The sequence below is a fragment of the Thauera propionica genome, assembly GCF_002245655.1.
Lineage (GTDB): Bacteria > Pseudomonadota > Gammaproteobacteria > Burkholderiales > Rhodocyclaceae > Thauera > Thauera propionica.
Genome location: NZ_NOIH01000029.1, coordinates 1 through 15,949, shown reverse-complemented (window position 1 = coordinate 15,949; position 15,949 = coordinate 1). Strand labels below are relative to the sequence as shown.

13 protein-coding genes and 1 tRNA gene are annotated in these 15,949 nt (G+C 62.7%); all 14 read right to left on the bottom strand.

Annotation, left to right across the window (positions count from 1 at the left end):
* Nucleotides 1–101, bottom strand: a 101-nt coding sequence (locus CGK74_RS16575) for a GTP-binding protein (protein ID WP_033456734.1), incomplete at its 3' end; no start/stop codon positions are given.
* A gap of 30 nt (nucleotides 102–131) precedes the next feature.
* Nucleotides 132–2,231, bottom strand: a complete 2,100-nt coding sequence (gene fusA / locus CGK74_RS16570) for an elongation factor G (protein WP_094269520.1) — start codon at nucleotides 2,229–2,231, stop codon at nucleotides 132–134.
* A 108-nt stretch (nucleotides 2,232–2,339) separates the two neighbouring features.
* Nucleotides 2,340–2,810 carry a 30S ribosomal protein S7 gene (gene rpsG, locus CGK74_RS16565; protein ID WP_094269519.1) on the bottom strand — a complete coding sequence of 157 codons (471 nt, stop codon included), beginning with the start codon at nucleotides 2,808–2,810 and terminating at the stop codon, nucleotides 2,340–2,342.
* Between the two features lie 33 nt (nucleotides 2,811–2,843).
* Nucleotides 2,844–3,221, bottom strand: a complete 378-nt coding sequence (gene rpsL / locus CGK74_RS16560) for a 30S ribosomal protein S12 (RefSeq protein WP_004258162.1) — start codon at nucleotides 3,219–3,221, stop codon at nucleotides 2,844–2,846.
* Nucleotides 3,222–3,354: 133 nt separating this feature from the next.
* On the bottom strand, nucleotides 3,355–7,569 hold the full coding sequence (gene rpoC, locus CGK74_RS16555) for a DNA-directed RNA polymerase subunit beta' (RefSeq protein ID WP_094269518.1): 4,215 nt from the start codon (nucleotides 7,567–7,569) through the stop codon (nucleotides 3,355–3,357).
* An 86-nt stretch (nucleotides 7,570–7,655) separates the two neighbouring features.
* Nucleotides 7,656–11,789 (bottom strand): DNA-directed RNA polymerase subunit beta, encoded by a 4,134-nt coding sequence (rpoB, locus tag CGK74_RS16550; protein WP_094269517.1) that lies wholly within the window; start codon nucleotides 11,787–11,789, stop codon nucleotides 7,656–7,658.
* Between the two features lie 197 nt (nucleotides 11,790–11,986).
* Nucleotides 11,987–12,361, bottom strand: coding sequence for a 50S ribosomal protein L7/L12 (gene rplL / locus CGK74_RS16545; RefSeq protein WP_094269516.1), 375 nt, complete (start codon nucleotides 12,359–12,361; stop codon nucleotides 11,987–11,989).
* 65 nt (nucleotides 12,362–12,426) lie between these two features.
* On the bottom strand, nucleotides 12,427–12,927 hold the full coding sequence (rplJ, locus tag CGK74_RS16540; RefSeq protein WP_094269515.1) for a 50S ribosomal protein L10: 501 nt from the start codon (nucleotides 12,925–12,927) through the stop codon (nucleotides 12,427–12,429).
* A gap of 265 nt (nucleotides 12,928–13,192) precedes the next feature.
* Nucleotides 13,193–13,891, bottom strand: a complete 699-nt coding sequence (gene rplA, locus CGK74_RS16535; RefSeq protein WP_094269514.1) for a 50S ribosomal protein L1 — start codon at nucleotides 13,889–13,891, stop codon at nucleotides 13,193–13,195.
* A 2-nt stretch (nucleotides 13,892–13,893) separates the two neighbouring features.
* Nucleotides 13,894–14,325 carry a 50S ribosomal protein L11 gene (rplK, locus tag CGK74_RS16530; protein ID WP_004258147.1) on the bottom strand — a complete coding sequence of 144 codons (432 nt, stop codon included), beginning with the start codon at nucleotides 14,323–14,325 and terminating at the stop codon, nucleotides 13,894–13,896.
* A gap of 128 nt (nucleotides 14,326–14,453) precedes the next feature.
* A complete protein-coding gene (gene nusG, locus CGK74_RS16525) occupies nucleotides 14,454–14,987 on the bottom strand; it encodes a transcription termination/antitermination protein NusG (RefSeq protein WP_094269513.1) in 534 nt (177 codons plus the stop codon).
* A 1-nt stretch (nucleotide 14,988) separates the two neighbouring features.
* A complete protein-coding gene (secE, locus tag CGK74_RS16520) occupies nucleotides 14,989–15,336 on the bottom strand; it encodes a preprotein translocase subunit SecE (RefSeq protein ID WP_094269512.1) in 348 nt (115 codons plus the stop codon).
* Between the two features lie 24 nt (nucleotides 15,337–15,360).
* Nucleotides 15,361–15,436, bottom strand: a tRNA-Trp gene (locus CGK74_RS16515).
* 57 nt (nucleotides 15,437–15,493) lie between these two features.
* Nucleotides 15,494–15,949: EF-Tu C-terminal domain-related protein (locus CGK74_RS16510; protein WP_240498765.1), on the bottom strand; the 456-nt coding region annotated here is incomplete at its 5' end.

Below are 15,949 nucleotides of genomic sequence, written 5' to 3'. Positions count from 1 at the left end.
GTGGTGATCGCCGCGGTCAGCGTGGTCTTGCCGTGGTCAACGTGGCCGATGGTGCCGACGTTCACGTGCGGCTTGGTACGTTCAAACTTACCCTTTGCCATGTTCGTGAGTCCTTGAGTTGAGTGTATTGATTACTTACGGCTGCTGATGACGGCTTCCGCAACGCTCTTCGGAGCTTCAGCATAGTGCTTGAACTCCATCGAGTAGGTCGCGCGACCCTGGGTCAGCGAGCGCAACTGGGTAGCGTAGCCGAACATCTCGGCCAGCGGCACCTCGGCCTTGATTTCCTTCATGCCGCCAGGGATGTCGTCCATACCTTGAACGATGCCACGACGACCAGAAAGGTCGCCCATGACGTTACCCATGTAGTCTTCCGGCGTCTCGACGACGACAGCCATCATCGGCTCGAGCAGCACGGGGCTGGCGCGGCGCATTGCTTCCTTGAAGGCCATCGAACCGGCCATCTTGAACGCGTTTTCGTTCGAATCCACGTCGTGGTACGAACCAAAGTGCAGCGTGACCTTGACATCAACCACCGGGAAGCCGGCGAGGATACCGTTGTTGAGGGTTTCCTGAATACCCTTGTCCACCGCCGGGATGTACTCGCGCGGCACTACGCCACCCTTGACCGCATCAACGAACTCGTAGCCCTTGCCCTGTTCGGCCGGCTCGAGGTTGATCACGACGTGACCATACTGGCCGCGGCCACCCGACTGCTTGACGAACTTGCCTTCGACGTCGTTCGCCGCCTTGCGGATCGTTTCGCGGTACGCCACCTGCGGCGCGCCGACGTTGGCTTCAACGTTGAACTCCCGCTTCATGCGGTCAACGATGATCTCGAGGTGCAGTTCGCCCATCCCCGAGATGATCGTCTGGCCCGACTCTTCGTCGGTGCGCACGCGGAAGGACGGATCTTCGGCCGCCAGACGACCCAGCGCCAGACCCATCTTCTCCTGATCGCCCTTGGTCTTCGGCTCGACGGCGACGTGAATCACCGGATCCGGGAAGACCATGCGCTCAAGGATGACGGGCGCCGACGGATCGCACAGCGTCTCACCCGTGGTCACATCCTTCAGGCCCACCACCGCTGCGATGTCGCCCGCCAGCACTTCCTTGATTTCTTCGCGGTCATTGGCGTGCATCTGCAGGATGCGGCCGATACGTTCCTTCTTGCCCTTCACCGAGTTCAACACGGTCGAACCGGACTCCAGTACGCCCGAATACACGCGGATGAAAGTCAGCTGGCCGACGAACGGGTCGGTCATGAGCTTGAACGCCAGCGCCGAGAACTTCTCGTCGTCCTTGGCGTAGCGGACCACTTCCTTCTCGTCCTCGTCCACACCAGCGACCGGCGGAATGTCGATCGGCGACGGCAGGTACTGGATGACCGCATCGAGCATGCGCTGCACACCCTTGTTCTTGAACGCAGTGCCGCACAGCATCGGCTGGATCTCGCACGCCAGAGTGCGAGCACGCAGGCCGGCGATCACATCCTCTTCGGGCAGCTCACCTTCCTCGAGATACTTGTTCATCAGGTCTTCGTTGGCTTCAGCAGCCGCCTCGACCATGTTCGCACGCCACTCCTCGGCCACACCGACGAGCTCGGCGGGGATGTCGTGGTACTCGAACTTCATACCCTGGGACGCTTCGTCCCAGATGATTGCTTTCATCTTGAGCAGATCGATGACACCCTTGAACGAGTCCTCAGCCCCGATCGGCACGACGACCGGCACCGGATTCGCCTTGAGGCGAGTCTTCATCTGATCGACGACCTTGAAGAAGTTCGCGCCCGAGCGGTCCATCTTGTTGACGAACGCAAGACGGGGCACCTTGTACTTCGTGGCCTGACGCCAGACAGTCTCGGACTGCGGCTGAACGCCACCGACCGCGCAGTACACCATGCACGCGCCATCCAGGACGCGCATCGAGCGCTCGACCTCGATCGTGAAGTCGACGTGTCCCGGGGTGTCGATGATGTTGAAGCGGTGCTCGGGGAGGGAGTTGTCCATGCCCTTCCAGAAACACGTCACGGCAGCCGACGTGATGGTGATGCCACGCTCCTGCTCCTGCACCATCCAGTCGGTGGTCGCTGCACCATCATGCACCTCACCGAGCTTATGGCTCACGCCGGTGTAGAAGAGGATACGCTCGGTCGTAGTCGTCTTGCCGGCGTCGATGTGAGCGGAGATACCGATATTGCGGTAACGCTCGATGGGTGTCTTGCGAGCCACGTTTTACCTGCCTTCTGTTATGCGCGCTTTTGACGCGATCAACGAATTTCTTGCGTTAGAAAACACTCGAGCCCTGTACAGGGCCCGAGATACCGCCACCGAACAGAATCAGAAGCGGAAGTGCGAGAACGCCTTGTTGGCTTCGGCCATGCGGTGAACTTCTTCACGCTTCTTCATGGCGGAACCACGACCCTCGGCAGCCTCGAGCAGTTCGCCCGCGAGACGCTGAGCCATCGACTTCTCGGCACGCTTGCGCGCAGCTTCGCGCAGCCAGCGCATCGACAGCGCCATGCGACGCGACGGACGCACTTCGACCGGCACCTGGTAGTTGGCGCCGCCGACGCGACGACTCTTGACCTCGACCACCGGCTTCACGTTGCCGACAGCAGCAGCGAAAACCTCCAGCGGATCCTTGTTGGCCTTGGCGGTGATGTGATCGAACGCACCATAGACGATGCGCTCCGCAACGGACTTCTTGCCCGACTGCATGATCACGTTGATGAACTTCGAAACATCCTGGTTACCGAACTTCGGATCCGGCAGGACTTCGCGCTTGGGTACTTCACGACGACGCGGCATGACAACCTCTCGCTAAATTTCTTTGGCCAACAATCAGGCTTTCTTCGGACGCTTCGCGCCGTACTTGGAGCGCGACTGCTTACGATCCTTGACGCCCTGCAGATCGAGGGAGCCGCGAACGATGTGGTAACGCACACCCGGCAAGTCCTTCACACGACCGCCGCGGATCAGCACCACGGAGTGCTCCTGAAGGTTGTGACCTTCACCACCGATGTACGAGATGACCTCGAAACCGTTGGTCAGGCGAACCTTGGCGACCTTACGCAGCGCCGAGTTCGGCTTCTTCGGGGTCGTGGTATAGACGCGGGTGCACACACCACGCTTCTGAGGACAAGCTTCCAGCGCAGGAACCTTGCTCTTCGAAGCTTCCATCTGGCGCGGCTTGCGGACAAGCTGATTGATTGTTGGCATAGCTTAAGAATTTCCCAAAAAACCGAGGCAGCCCACCACGGGCCGCCTCGGGCGGATTATTCCGGCTGCGACTGACTACGATTGGTCAGTCCACAAAAAGAGGCCGGAGTTTATTCCGAGACGACAGAAAAAGTCAACTGGCCTCGATGTCCTGCTGCGTTTCGACCACGGTATCGGCGGGCGCCCACGCATGCTCGGCACCCAGATCGACGCCCTGCTCCTGTGCCTTTCGGCTGCGGTGGTAGGCAAGACCCGTACCGGCAGGGATCAGGCGACCGACGATGACGTTCTCCTTCAGACCGCGCAGTTCGTCGCGCTTGCCCATGATCGCCGCTTCGGTCAGCACGCGGGTGGTCTCCTGGAACGAAGCGGCGGAGATGAACGAGTCGGTCGACAAGGAAGCCTTCGTGATACCGAGCAGCACGTTCTCGTACTGCGCCGGCAGCTTGCCTTCGGCTTCCATACGGTCGTTCTCGTCCAGCACTTCCGAACGCTCGACCTGCTCCTCGCGGATGAAACGGGTATCGCCCGGATCGGTGATGACCACGCGGCGCAGCATCTGGCGGACGATCACCTCGATGTGCTTGTCGTTGATCTTCACGCCCTGCAGGCGATACACGTCCTGCACCTCGTCGATGATGTAGCGGGCCAGTTCGCTGATGCCCTGCAGGCGCAGGATGTCATGCGGATCGGCCGGGCCGTCGACGATGAGTTCGCCCTTGTTCACCACCTGGCCATCGTGGACCATGAGGTGCTTGTCCTTCGGAATCAGGAACTCGTGGGCAGTGCCGTCCGGCTCGGTGATGACCAGACGCTGCTTGCCCTTGGTTTCCTTGCCGAACGAAACCGTACCGGTGTACTCCGCCAGCATGCCGGCATCCTTCGGCGCACGGGCTTCGAACAACTCCGCCACGCGCGGCAGACCACCGGTAATGTCGCGGGTCTTCGCCGACTCCTGCGGGATGCGCGCCAGGATGTCACCGACGCCGATCTGCTGGCCATCCTTCACGGTGATCAGCGAGCCAACCTGGAAGGTGATCGCCACCGCGTGATCCGTGCCGGCGATCTTCACTTCCTCGCCGTTGTCGTCGAGCAGCTTGACCTGCGGACGCACGCCCTTGGTGCTGCCCGTGCTCGAGCGGCGCTTCGAGTCGATGACGACCAGCGTGGAAAGACCGGTCACTTCGTCGATCTGCTTGGCAACGGTCGCACCTTCCTCGACGTTCTCGAACTTCACCGTACCGGCGTATTCGGTCACGATCGGGCGGGTGTGCGGGTCCCACGATGCCAGCTGGGTGCCGGCCTTGACGGCAGCACCGTCATCGACCAGCAGCAGCGCACCGTACGGCAGCTTGTGACGCTCGCGCTCGCGGCCCATGTCGTCGGCGACCACCACTTCGGCCGAACGCGCGATGACGACCTTCTCGCCCTTGGCGTTGGACACGTAGCGCATGTTGCCGGCAAAGCGGATCGTGCCGCCCGACTTGGCTTCGACGCCGCTGGCAGCCGCCGCCCGGGAGGCCGCACCACCGACGTGGAAGGTACGCATGGTCAGCTGGGTACCCGGCTCGCCAATCGACTGCGCGGCGATGACGCCCACCGCCTCGCCGGCGTTTACCATCGAGCCGCGGCCGAGGTCACGGCCATAGCACTTGGCGCACAGGCCGTAGCGCGTCTCGCACGTGAGCGGCGTACGCACCTTGACCTCGTCGACGCCCAGACCCTCGATCAGGTCGACCGCATTCTCGTCGAGCAGGCTGCCTGCTTCGATCACCGTCTCCTGGGTGTCCGGATTGACGACATCCTCGGCCGTCACGCGACCCAGGATGCGCTCGCGCAGCGGCTCGACCACTTCACCGCCTTCGATCAGCGCCTTCATCGCGAAGCCGTCACGCGTGCCGCAGTCGTCCTCGATCACCACCAGATCCTGCGTGACGTCGACCAGACGGCGCGTCAGGTAACCCGAGTTCGCGGTCTTCAGCGCCGTATCGGCCAGACCCTTACGGGCGCCGTGGGTCGAGATGAAGTACTGCAGAACGTTCAGGCCTTCGCGGAAGTTCGTCGTGATCGGCGTCTCGATGATCGAGCCGTCCGGCTTGGCCATCAGGCCACGCATGCCGGCGAGCTGGCGGATCTGCGCCGCAGAACCGCGCGCGCCCGAGTCGGCCATCATGTAGATCGAGTTGAACGACTCCTGGCGGACGGTCTTGCCTTCGCGGTTGACCACTTCCTCGGAGCCAAGCTGCTCCATCATCGCCTTGGCAACCTGATCGCCGCAGCGACCCCAGATGTCCACGACCTTGTTGTAGCGCTCACCGTCGGTCACGAGACCCGAGGTGTATTGCTGAGCGATCTCCTTGACCTCGGCTTCTGCGGCACGGATGAGCTCGTGCTTGGCCGTGGGAACCAGCATGTCCTTGACCGCGATCGACAGACCGGCGCGGGTCGCGAGACGGTAGCCGAACTGCATCAGCTGGTCGGCGAAGATCACCGTCGCGCGCAGACCGCAGCGGCGGAAGGACGCGTTGATCAGCTTGGAGATTTCCTTCTTCTTCAGCGGCTTGTCAATGACGCTGAACGGCAGGCCCGCAGGCAGGATCTCCGACAGGATGGCGCGGCCGGCGGTCGTCTCATAGCGGCCGATCTTCTCGATACGTTCGCCGTTCGGACCCAAGTCAGCCTCCTTGAGGCGCACGGTGATGCGCGCATGCAGGGCGATCTGGCCGGATTCGTAGGCGCGCTTGACCTCCGACACGTCGGTGAACAGCATGCCTTCGCCCGGCACGTTAACGCCTTCACGCGTGGCGTAGTACAGGCCGAGAACGATGTCCTGCGACGGCACGATGATCGGCTCGCCGTTGGCGGGCGACAGCACGTTGTTGGAAGCCAGCATCAGCGTGCGGGCTTCCATCTGCGCTTCGAGCGACAGCGGGACGTGAACGGCCATCTGGTCGCCGTCGAAGTCGGCGTTGAACGCGACGCAGACCAGCGGGTGCAACTGGATCGCCTTGCCTTCGATAAGAACCGGCTCGAAGGCCTGGATACCGAGGCGGTGCAGCGTCGGCGCGCGGTTCAGCAGCACGGGATGCTCGCGGATCACCTCTTCGAGGATGTCCCACACCACCGGCTCCTGCGACTCCACCATCTTCTTCGCCTGCTTGATGGTCGTGGCCAGCCCCATCAACTCGAGCTTGTTGAAGATGAAGGGCTTGAACAGCTCGAGCGCCATCAGCTTGGGCAAGCCGCACTGGTGCAGTTTGAGCTGGGGGCCCACGGTAATCACCGAACGGCCCGAGTAGTCGACACGTTTGCCGAGCAGGTTTTGACGGAAGCGGCCGCCCTTGCCCTTGATCATGTCGGCCAGGGACTTCAGCGGGCGCTTGTTGGCACCGGTCATGGCCTTGCCGCGGCGGCCGTTGTCGAGCAGCGAGTCGACGGCTTCCTGCAGCATGCGCTTTTCGTTGCGCACGATGATGTCCGGCGCCTTCAGCTCGAGCAGGCGCTTGAGGCGGTTGTTGCGGTTGATGACGCGACGATACAGATCGTTCAGGTCGGACGTGGCGAAACGGCCACCATCCAGCGGCACCAGCGGGCGCAGGTCAGGCGGCAGCACCGGCAGCACTTCGAGCACCATCCACTCGGGCTTGATGCCGGACTGCTGGAAGGCCTCGAGCACCTTCAGGCGCTTCGAGAACTTCTTAATCTTCGCTTCGGAGTTCGTCGTCTCCAGGTCGCCACGCAGCTTCTCGACCTCGAGGTTCACATCGAGGGTGCGCAGCAGTTCGCGGATACCCTCGGCGCCCATCACGGCGTCGAAGTCGTCACCGTACTCCTCGACCTTGGCAAGGTAGTCGTCTTCGGTCAGCAGTTGGGCGCGGTTGAGCGGGGTCATGCCCGGCTCGACGACGACGAAGGCTTCGAAGTACAGCACGCGCTCGATGTCGCGCAGGGTCATGTCGAGCACCATGCCGAGACGGCTCGGCAGGCTCTTCAGGAACCAGATGTGGGCGACCGGCGAGGCCAACTCAATGTGGCCCATGCGCTCGCGGCGCACCTTCGATAGGGTCACTTCGACGCCGCACTTCTCGCAGATCACGCCGCGATGCTTGAGGCGCTTGTACTTGCCGCACAGGCACTCGTAGTCCTTGACCGGGCCAAAGATCTTGGCGCAGAACAGGCCATCGCGTTCCGGCTTGAAGGTGCGGTAGTTGATGGTTTCCGGCTTCTTGACTTCGCCGTAGGACCAGGTGCGGATCTTGTCGGGCGAGGCGAGGCCGATGGTGATCGCATCGAACTCTTCCTCGTTCGGCAGGGTTTGCTTGAACAGGTCAGCGAGCAGGCTTTTCATCTATCACTCCATCCGGGCCACCGCATCGTGTGCGGCAGCCCCGGGATTCAATCGCAGGCGGGTTATCGGGAAGGAATCGGATGCGCTTATTCGCGGTCGAGATCGATGTCGATCGCGAGCGAACGGATTTCCTTCACCAGCACGTTGAAGGACTCCGGCATGCCGGAATCGATCTTGTGCTCGCCCTTGACGATGTTTTCGTACACCTTGGTCCGGCCGGTCACGTCATCGGACTTGACCGTCAGCATTTCCTGCAGCGTGTAGGCCGCACCGTACGCTTCCAGCGCCCACACTTCCATTTCACCGAAGCGCTGGCCACCGAACTGCGCCTTGCCGCCCAGCGGCTGCTGGGTGACGAGCGAGTACGGACCGGTCGAACGCGCGTGCATCTTGTCATCGACCAGGTGGTGCAGCTTCAGCACGTGCTTGTAGCCCACCGTCACCTTGCGCTCGAACGCCTCGCCGGTGCGGCCATCGAACAGCGTGACCTGACCGCGGACCGGCAGGCCGGCCAGCTCGAGCATCTGCTCGATCTCGGACTCCTTCGCGCCATCGAACACCGGCGTTGCGAAGGGCACGCCCTTCTTCAGGTTGCCGGCGAGGTCCAGCACTTCGTCGTCGCTGAGGCCGGCGATGTCTTCCGACTTGCCGCTGCCGTTGTAGATCTGGTCCATGAAGCCGCGCAGCTCGTCGGCCGACGCCTTGGCCTGCAGCATCCTGTCGATCTGCTGACCGAGGCCCTTGGCCGCCCAGCCGAGGTGGGTTTCAAGGATCTGGCCGATGTTCATCCGTGACGGAACGCCCAGCGGGTTCAGCACGATGTCCAGCGGCGTGCCGTCTTCCATGTAGGGCATGTCCTCGACCGGAACGATCTTCGACACCACACCCTTGTTACCGTGACGGCCGGCCATCTTGTCACCCGGCTGCAGGCGACGCTTCACGGCCAGGTACACCTTGACCATCTTCTGCACACCCGGGGGCAGCTCGTCACCCTGGGTGAGCTTCTTCTTCTTGATCTCGAAGGCCTGGTCGAAGTCCTTGCGAGTGTTCTCCAGACCTTCACGAACGGCCTCGAGCTGGGTCGCCAGGGTCTCGTCGGCCATGCGGATGTCGAACCAGTGGTAGAACTCGAGCGAGTCGAGGTACTCCTCGGTCAGCACCGCGCCCTTGGCGAGCTTCTTCGGACCACCGTTGGCCTTCTGGCCCAGGATCATGCGCTTGATACGGGCGAAAGCGTCGCGCTCGACGATGCGCATCTGGTCAGCAAGGTCGGTCTTGAAGCTGCGCAGCTGGTCGTCGATGATCGACTGCGCGCGCTTGTCGCGCTCGATGCCTTCGCGGGTGAAGACCTGCACGTCGATGACGGTACCGACCATGCCCGAGGGCACGCGCAGCGAGGTGTCCTTCACGTCGGACGCCTTCTCGCCGAAGATCGCGCGCAGCAGCTTTTCTTCCGGCGTCAGCTGGGTCTCGCCCTTCGGCGTGACCTTGCCCACCAGCACGTCGCCCGCTTCGACCTCGGCGCCGATGTAGACGATGCCCGACTCGTCCAGGCGCGACAGCTGCGCCTCGCCCAGCGACGCGATGTCACGGGTGATTTCCTCGGGTCCGAGCTTGGTATCACGGGCGACGACCGTCAGCTCCTCGACGTGGATCGAGGTGAAGCGGTCGTCGGCGACCACGCGTTCGGAGATCAGGATCGAGTCTTCGAAGTTGTAGCCGTTCCACGGCATGAAGCCGACCAGCATGTTCTGGCCCAGTGCGAGTTCGCCGAGGTCGGTCGAGGCGCCATCGGCCACGACGTCGCCCTTCGCGATGCGATCGCCCACCTTCACCACCGGACGCTGGTTGATGTTGGTGTTCTGGTTCGAACGGGTGTACTTGATCATGTTGTAGATGTCGACGCCGACTTCACCCGCGAGGGTCTCGTCGTCGTTCACCCGCACCACGATACGGTTCGCATCGACGTAATCGACGATGCCGCCACGCGTGGCCTGCACCGCGGTACCCGAGTCGACCGCCACGCGGCGCTCGATGCCGGTACCGACCAGCGGCTTCTCCGGACGCAGGCAAGGCACGGCCTGGCGCTGCATGTTGGCGCCCATCAGTGCGCGGTTCGCGTCGTCGTGTTCCAGGAACGGAATCAGCGAGGCGGCGACCGACACGATCTGGCCCGGCGCAACGTCCATGTACTGAACCATGTCCGAGGTCGCCAGCAGGAATTCACCCTTGTGGCGGCACGACACCAGGTCGCCTGCCAGCATGCCGGCGGCGTCGATCTCGGCGTTCGCCTGGGCGATCACGTACTGGCCTTCCTCGATCGCGGACAGGAAGTCGATCTGGTCGGTGACCTTGCCGTCGACCACCTTGCGATAAGGCGTCTCGAGGAAGCCATGGCGGTTGGTGCGCGCATAAACGGCGAGCGAGTTGATCAGGCCGATGTTCGGACCTTCCGGTGTCTCGATCGGGCACACGCGGCCGTAGTGGGTCGGATGCACGTCGCGCACTTCGAAGCCGGCGCGCTCTCGGGTCAGGCCACCCGGGCCCAGTGCCGAGACACGACGCTTGTGCGTGATCTCGGACAGCGGGTTGGTCTGGTCCATGAACTGCGACAGCTGGCTGGAGCCGAAGAACTCCTTGATCGCGGCCGAGATCGGCTTGGCGTTGATCAGGTCGTGCGGCATCAGGTTGTCGGACTCGGCCTGCGACAGACGTTCCTTGACGGCGCGCTCGACGCGCACCAGGCCGGCGCGGAACTGGTTCTCGGCCAGTTCGCCGACCGAACGCACGCGGCGGTTGCCGAGGTGGTCGATGTCGTCGATCTCGCCGCGACCGTTGCGCAGTTCCACCAGCACGCCGATGACGGCCAAGATGTCTTCATTGACCAGCACGCCCGGGCCGTCTTCACCCTGGGCGCCGACGCGCTCATAGAAGCGCTTGAGCCAGCCCGGCGCCTTGTCGTCGATCTTCTCGGGATAGGCGCGGCGATTGAACTTCATGCGGCCCACGGACGACAGGTCGTAACGCTCCTCGGCGTAGAACAGGCCGTTGAACAGGCCCTCGACCGCGTCTTCGGTGGGCGGCTCGCCCGGACGCATCATGCGATAGATCGCGACCTTGGCCGCCCACTGGTCGGCGGTCTCGTCAATGCGCAGGGTCTGCGAGATGTAGCCGCCGCGATCCAGGTCGTTGATGTACAGCGTGCGCAGCTCGGTAACGCCGGCGGTGCGCAGCTTGTCGAGCAGGTCCTCGGTGATCTCGTCGTTGGCGCGCGCCAGCACCTCACCGGTCTCGGGGTCGGCGATGTCGTTGGCGATCACGCGGCCGAGCACGAAATCGTCGGGCACGCCGATGGTCTTCACGCCGGCCTGGTCGATCTCGCGGATGTGCTTGGACGTGATGCGCTTGTCACGCGCGACGATGATCTTGCCATCAGGGGTGACGATGTCGAAACGCGCCACCTCGCCACGCAGGCGGTCGGGCACGAGCTCAAACTGCGCGCCGTCACCCTGCAGATGGAAGTTGTCGAAGTCGTGGAAGGTCGCGAGGATCTCTTCCGGCGTCATGCCGATGGCGCGCAGCAGGATCGTGACCGGCATCTTGCGACGACGGTCAACGCGGAAATACAGGTAATCCTTCGGGTCGAACTCGAAGTCGAGCCACGATCCGCGGTAGGGAATGATGCGAGCCGAGAACAGCAGCTTGCCCGACGAATGGGTCTTGCCACGGTCGTGCTCGAAGAACACGCCCGGCGAACGGTGCAGCTGCGAGACGATGACGCGTTCGGTACCGTTGATGACGAAGGAACCGGTCGTGGTCATGAGCGGAATCTCGCCCATGTAGACTTCCTGCTCCTTGACCTCCTTGATGGTCTCCTTCGGCGCTTCGCGATCCATGATCACGAGGCGCACGCGCGCGCGCAGCGGCGACGCGAACGTGAGACCGCGCTGCTGACACTCCTTCACGTCGAAGGCAGGCTCGCCCAGCATGTACTGGACGAACTCGAGCCGCGCATTGCCGCTGTGACTCGAGATCGGGAAGATCGAGGTGAAGGCCGCCTGCAGGCCCTGGTTGCGCCTTGCTTCCGGCAGGGTTTCGGCCTGCAGGAACTCGGCAAACGACTCGATCTGGGTGGCGAGCAGGAAAGGCGCATCGAGCACGGCCGCGCGCTTGGCGAAGCTCTTGCGGATACGTTTCTTTTCAGTGTAGGAATACGCCATGGATGCTCCGGCTAGAGGGCTAACATCGGAAAGACAGAACACAGCGTCCGCATGACATCAGGCCGCATTGCGGCTCGCAAACGCTCTGCTCTGGCTTCGGATTCCACTTGCCTGCCCAGATTGGCACGCAAGCTTCGATACAAAGCACGAAAGGGCTGGCACTCCTGAGAGTGCCAGCCCCGCTGGAAAGTCGAATGTTACTTGATTTCGACCTTGGCGCCAGCGTCTTCCAGCTGCTTCTTCAGCGCGTCGGCGTCGGCCTTCGAAGCGCCTTCCTTCACGGTCTTCGGCGCGCCGTCGACCAGATCCTTCGCTTCCTTCAGACCCAGGCCGGTGGCGGCGCGGACGACCTTGATGACCTCGACCTTCTTTTCGCCGGCAGCGGTCAGCACGACGTCGAACTCGGTCTTCTCTTCGGCGGCCGGAGCGGCAGCGCCAGCACCCGGGGCGGCGACGGCCATGGCAGCGGCGGACACGCCGAACTTCTCTTCGAACGCCTTGACCAGGTCGTTCAGTTCCATAACGGTCATCGCGCCAACGGCTTCGAGGATGTCTTCTTTGGTGATTGCCATTTCAAAAACTCCAAAAATCTAGAATGTTCAGATTGCTTGTGCGAACTGGTCGAAGATCACCGCGCTCAGGCAGCGGCTTCTTCTTCGCGCTTCTTGGCGAGAGCGGCCATGGCGCAGGCGAAGCCCGACACCGGCGCCTGCATGACACCCAGCAGGGTCGACAGCAGCTCTTCGCGGCTCGGGATCGAAGCGAGCGCCTGCACGCCGGCCTTGTCGAGCGTCTTGCCCGCGTAGGAACCGGCCTTCAGCGACAGCTTGTCGTTGCCCTTGGCGAAGTCGTTCAGCACCTTGGCAGCAGCGACCGGATCGGTCGAGATGCCATAGATCAGCGGACCGGTCAGTTGATCGGCCAGACCCTCGAACGGGGTACCGGCGATCGCACGACGGACCAGGGTGTTCTTCAGCACGCGCAGGTAAACACCAGCGTCGCGAGCCTTGGCGCGCAGCACGGTGAGATCACCCACCTCGATGCCGCGATACTCGGCTACCGCGATCGTCTGGGCATTGGCCACCTGTGCCGACACCTCAGCCACTACGGCTTTCTTGTCATCAAGATTGAGACCCACAGGTCTTTCCTCCTATCAAGTCAACACGCGAACCGCAAACAGCGCGATTCGCACCCACGGCGACCTGGATCAGGAGCGGGGCTGTATCACAGCCATAATCCTGTTCTGGGCACACCATCTGCGCAGGCCGTCAGCGGACGATTAGACGGTTGGTCGACAACCCCTTCCGCACCTGCGGTCTTTGACGATCCGTACCGACGTCGAAACGTCGGCACGGCCCAAAGTTCTGTTGCCGCCGCCTGATCGACTGGCGGCGAGTACATCATCAAGCGGCGTTGACGCTGCTCGGTTCGACGCGCACGCCGGCACCCATGGTGCTCGACACAGCGATGCGACGCAGATAGATACCCTTGGCCGCAGCCGGCTTGGCCTTGACCAGCGCATCGATGAAGGCGGACAGGTTCTGCTGCAGCGCATCGACGCCGAAGGAGGCGCGACCGATAGTGGCGTGAACGAGGCCCGCCTTGTCGGTACGGTATTGAACCTGACCGGCCTTGGCGTTCTTCACCGCGGTGGCAACATCCATGGTCACGGTGCCGACCTTGGGGTTCGGCATCAGGCCGCGAGGACCGAGAATCTGGCCCAGTTGACCGACCACGCGCATGGCGTCCGGAGTCGCGATGCAGACGTCGAAGTTCAGGTTGCCGGCCTTGACTTGCTCGGCGAGGTCGTCGAAGCCAACCACTTCCGCACCTGCGGCACGCGCGGCTTCAGCCTTGTCGCCCTGGGCGAACACGGCCACACGCACACTCTTGCCGGTGCCGGCGGGCAGCACCACGGAACCACGCACGACCTGGTCGGACTTGCGTGCATCAACACCGAGGTTCACGGCGATATCGATCGACTCGTCGAACTTGGCGGTGGCACATTCCTTCACCAGCGCCAGCGCTTCGGCGACGGGATAAGCCTGGTTGCGGTCAACCTTGGCGCGCAGCGCCTGAACTCGCTTGGACAGTTTCGCCATGATTACAGGCCCTCCACAGTGATGCCCATGCTGCGGGCGGAACCAGCGATCGTGCGCACGGCAGCATCCATGTCGGCAGCGGTCAGGTCAGGCATCTTGGCCTTCGCGATTTCCTCGACCTGGGCGCGGGTCAGCGAGCCCACCTTGTCGGTGTGCGGCTTGGCCGAACCCTTCTGCAGACCGGCAGCCTTCTTGATCAGCACGGTCGCCGGCGGCGTCTTCATGATGAAGGTGAAGGACTTGTCGGCGAAGGCGGTGATCACCACCGGAATCGGCAGACCCGGCTCCATGCCCTGAGTCTTGGCATTGAAGGCCTTGCAGAACTCCATGATGTTCAGGCCGCGCTGACCCAGCGCCGGACCGATCGGGGGGCTGGGGTTGGCCTTGCCGGCCGGCACCTGCAGCTTGATGTAGCCAATGATTTTCTTTGCCATTGCGGCTTGCTCCTGTGATGAGTGCTAGCGCACCGGACTTTCCCGGTGCTCCTCGCGATTCGCGCCCGCCGCCACACATTCGCGCGTCAACGGGCTACGGCAGGCCATTCGGCCTGCCGCTCTTGCACTCAGGTCTTTTCGACCTGGGTGAAATCCAGTTCAACCGGCGTCGCGCGACCGAAAATGGTCACCGAAACGCGCAGCTTGTTCTTCTCGTAATTCGCATCTTCCACCGAGCCATGGAAGTCCGTGAACGGGCCTTCCTTGACGCGCACCACTTCGCCGATCTCGAACAGCACCTTGGGACGCGGCTTGTCGACGCCGTCCTGCATCTGCTGCATGATCTTCTCGACCTCCTTCTCGGAGATCGGGGCCGGCTTGTTGGCCGTACCACCCACGAAACCGGTCACCTTGGGCGTCGACTTCACCAGATGCCAGGACTCGTCGTTCATTTCCATCTCGACGAGAACGTAGCCCGGGAAGAACTTGCGCTCGGTAATGCTTTTCTGGCCGCCCTTCATCTCGACGACCTCTTCGACCGGAACCAGGATCTGGCCGAAGGAATCCTGCATACCCGCACGATTCACGCGCTCGATGAGCGCGCGCTGCACCGACTTCTCGAAGCCGGAATAGGCATGCACCACGTACCAACGCTTCGTCATATCACTTCCAACCCAGAACGAGATCGTACAGAACCCATTCCAGGCTCTTGTCGGTCAGCCAAAGGAAAATCGCCATCACGACGACGAAGGCAAACACGAGACCGGTCGTCTGAACCGTTTCCTTGCGGCTCGGCCAGACGACTTTCTTGGTTTCGGTGATTGCCTCGCGCGCGAACTCGACGAAACGGCGACCCAGCTCGGAGAACCATGCGACGGCAACGCCCGCTGCCACGCCCGCAAGGACAGACAGCACGCGCAACACGAGCGGTTGCTCGGAAAGCAGATAGAAGCCGACAACGCCGGCTGCCAGCAGAGCCAGAGCCAGCGCGAACTTCAACTTATCGGCCATTGCGGAAAAGCACCCGGAAAATTATGGCAGGGGCAGAGGGAATCGAACCCCCAACCTTCGGTTTTGGAGACCGACGCTCTGCCAATTGAGCTATACCCCTGCAGCAGAGACTACAAGGCGCACCCACTTGGATGCGCCCTGCATCGACCAGCGAGACTTACTCGATGATCTTGGCGACGACGCCGGCGCCGACGGTACGGCCACCTTCGCGGATCGCGAAGCGCAGACCTTCTTCCATGGCGATCGGGGCGATCAGCTTGACGGTGATCGACACGTTGTCGCCCGGCATGACCATCTCGGTACCCTCTGGCAGCGAGATCGAACCGGTCACGTCCGTGGTACGGAAGTAGAACTGCGGACGGTAGTTGTTGAAGAACGGGGTGTGACGGCCGCCCTCTTCCTTCGACAGAACGTAGATCTCGCCCGTGAAGTGGGTGTGCGGGGTGATCGAACCCGGCTTGCACAGCACTTGGCCGCGCTCGACGTCTTCACGCTTGGTGCCGCGCAGCAGCACGCCAACGTTGTCACCGGCCTGACCCTGGTCCAGCAGCTTGCGGAACATTTCCACACCGGTGCAGGTGGTCTTGACGGTGGGCTTGATGCCGACGATCTC

Bases quoted from the DNA above. Each gene is read 5' to 3' on its own strand.
- rplA (WP_094269514.1), bottom strand. From the start codon at position 13,891: ATGGCGAAACTGTCCAAGCGAGTTCAGGCGCTGCGCGCCAAGGTTGAC.
- rplK (WP_004258147.1), bottom strand. From the start codon at position 14,325: ATGGCAAAGAAAATCATTGGCTACATCAAGCTGCAGGTGCCGGCCGGC.
- rplL (WP_094269516.1), bottom strand. From the start codon at position 12,361: ATGGCAATCACCAAAGAAGACATCCTCGAAGCCGTTGGCGCGATGACC.
- rpoC (WP_094269518.1), bottom strand. From the start codon at position 7,569: ATGAAAAGCCTGCTCGCTGACCTGTTCAAGCAAACCCTGCCGAACGAG.
- rpsG (WP_094269519.1), bottom strand. From the start codon at position 2,810: ATGCCGCGTCGTCGTGAAGTACCCAAGCGCGAAGTCCTGCCGGATCCG.
- secE (WP_094269512.1), bottom strand. From the start codon at position 15,336: ATGGCCGATAAGTTGAAGTTCGCGCTGGCTCTGGCTCTGCTGGCAGCC.
- rpoB (WP_094269517.1), bottom strand. From the start codon at position 11,789: ATGGCGTATTCCTACACTGAAAAGAAACGTATCCGCAAGAGCTTCGCC.
- rpsL (WP_004258162.1), bottom strand. From the start codon at position 3,221: ATGCCAACAATCAATCAGCTTGTCCGCAAGCCGCGCCAGATGGAAGCT.
- nusG (WP_094269513.1), bottom strand. From the start codon at position 14,987: ATGACGAAGCGTTGGTACGTGGTGCATGCCTATTCCGGCTTCGAGAAG.